The 2249-nt window shown below is 71.2% G+C and carries 2 protein-coding genes; both read right to left on the minus strand.

Translation table 11 applies throughout. The features are described 5' to 3' along the window. Positions 1-61: 61 nt before the first annotated feature. Positions 62-1279 (minus strand): PLP-dependent aminotransferase family protein, encoded by a 1218-nt coding sequence (locus Q0L11_RS19415; protein WP_296599432.1) that lies wholly within the window; start codon positions 1277-1279, stop codon positions 62-64. A gap of 228 nt (positions 1280-1507) precedes the next feature. Beyond that, on the minus strand, positions 1508-2249 hold a 742-nt coding region (locus Q0L11_RS19420), incomplete at its 5' end, for an alkyl sulfatase dimerization domain-containing protein (RefSeq protein ID WP_296599434.1).

Raw genomic sequence — 2249 nt, forward strand, 5'->3', positions numbered from 1 at the left:
TCTACGTCCACGACCTGCTCAAGGAGATCGAGCGGGGCGAGAAGCGGGCGAAGGCGGCCGGCTATGCCCTGCCCGTCGCCGCCCGCGCAACGTTGGAGCCGGCGTAGGCCAGCCGCCCCTCGATCAACCGCCCCAGCCGGCGCACGCCCTCGTCGATGTCGGCGGGCGACAGCAGCGAGTAGGCCAGCCGCAGCGTGTTGGGTTCGGGGTCCACGGCGAAGAACGGACCGCCTGGCACGAAGGCGACGCGTTCCTCCGCCAGCGCCGCCTCCAGCAACTGCGCGCCGTCCAGGCCCTCGGGCAGGGTCAGCCAGACGAACATGCCGCCCTGCGGCTTCGACCAGCTCACGCCCAGCGGCATGTGGCGCGCCAGCGCGGCCTGCATCGCCGACGCGCGCGCGTGGTAGTGCTTCCGCAGCCGCTCGAGGTGGTCTTCGTAGCCCTCGGCGACCACGCGGGCGGCCACCATCTGGTTGATCGTCGAGACGTGCAGGTCGCAGCCCTGCTTGAGCAGCACCAGCTTGTCGATGACCGCCCGCGGCCCGCACACCCAGCCCAGCCGCAGCGCCGGCGACAGCGTCTTGGAGAACGTCCCGCAATACAGCGTCCGCGCCGCCTCGATCCCGCCGGATCGCGCCACGTCCAGCGCCAGGATCGACGGCTCGTCCGTCCCGGTGAAGCGCAGGTCGCGATAGGCGCCGTCCTCGATGACGACCAGATCGTGCGCCGTCGCCCGCGCCAGCAGGGCCTCGCGCTCGCGGCGGGGCATTGTGCGCCCTGAGGGGTTGGCGAAGTCGGGGACCACATAGGCCAGGCGCGCACCCGCCGGGACGTCGCCCCCGAGGTCCGCATAGCTTGGCTCATATGCGTTGAAGGCGCCCAGCGCGCCCATGTAGGTCGGCCGCTCGACCAACACAGCATCGCCGCGGCCGATGAACAGCTTGCCGATCAGGTCCAGCGCCTGCTGCGAGCCGGCGGTGATGATTATGTTGCCCTCGTCGCACGGCGCGCCCTGGGCGGTCATCCGTTCGGCGATCCAGCGCCGCAGCGCCGGCAGGCCCTCGCTCACCGAGTACTGCAGCGCCTGGTCGCCGGCCTCGGCCAGCACCTCGCCGTACAGCTCGGCGATACGCGCGATGGGGAACAGCGCCGGGTCGGGGATGCCGCCGGCGAACGACAGGATATCGGGCTGGTCGAGCAGCTTGAGCAGCTCGCGGATCTCCGAGGCGCGGACGTGCGCCATGCGGGGACTGAAGCGGTCGTTCCAGGAAGAGGTCACGGGGGTCTCCATCGGGCGGCGGATGGAGAAGGTCTGCTGGCCGATCCATCCGCGGGTTGAGCGGGGATCGGCAGAGGTGGGCAGTTCTAGCTGCGCACGACCTCGCGAAGCCCCGCGGCGGGAGCGGCTACCTTCGAAATGAGGGCGAGGCGCAGGTTCATGCTGCGCTGTCCATAGCCGCTCGCGGCGGCGCTGTCACGGTCCAGTCGGACGGAAGTGGACCGGGCGCTACCGCGTCACGATCGGGAAACCCGCCCGCGGCGGCGACAGCATGCCCAGCAGCCGGCCCAGCGCCGTCCTGTCCCCCGCTGTAGCCTGGCCCGAGAGGTCGGCGCCCGCCAGCGCCCCGCCCAGGAACTGCGCGCGCGGCATCGCGTAGGTGGCGTCCGCCGTACCACCCGCCGGGTCGGCCTCATAGGTCAGCACGTCATGCTTCACCCGTACCCGGAACCGCTCCTTGCGGTCGGGGAAGACGAGGTCGACGGTGACCTCGCCGCCCTTCGACTTCGCCGGGTCCAGCCGCACCGACAGCAGGTCCAGCAGCATCGGCGTCGGCGTGTTGCGGATCAGGTCCAGCGAGGCCGAGGCCCCCGCCTGCGGCGCGACGCCGTTCCGCAGTTCCTTGGCGCCCGTCAGGTACATGTTGCGCCAGATGGCGCTCTCGGCCGCCGCGCCCAGGCGGTCATAGGTCTTGGCCAGAACCTCGCGGGCGGCCTTGTCGTTCGCGTCCGCCATCACGAGGCGGTTCGCCAGCTCCCCGGCCCAGCGGTCGTCGCCCTTGTCGTAGGCGGCCTGCGCCGCAGCCAGCACCTTGGCCGCCCCGCCCATCATCTCGACATAGCGCTTCGCCTCGTCGGCCGGCTCCAGCGGCGCGAGGTGGACCGGGTTGGCGTCGTACCAGCCCATGTAGCGCTGATAGACCGCCCGGGAATTGAAGCTCATCGTCCCGTAGTAGCCGCGGTTGTACCAC

It is taken from the genome of Phenylobacterium sp. (assembly GCF_024508875.1).
Classification (GTDB): Bacteria; Pseudomonadota; Alphaproteobacteria; order Caulobacterales; family Caulobacteraceae; genus Phenylobacterium.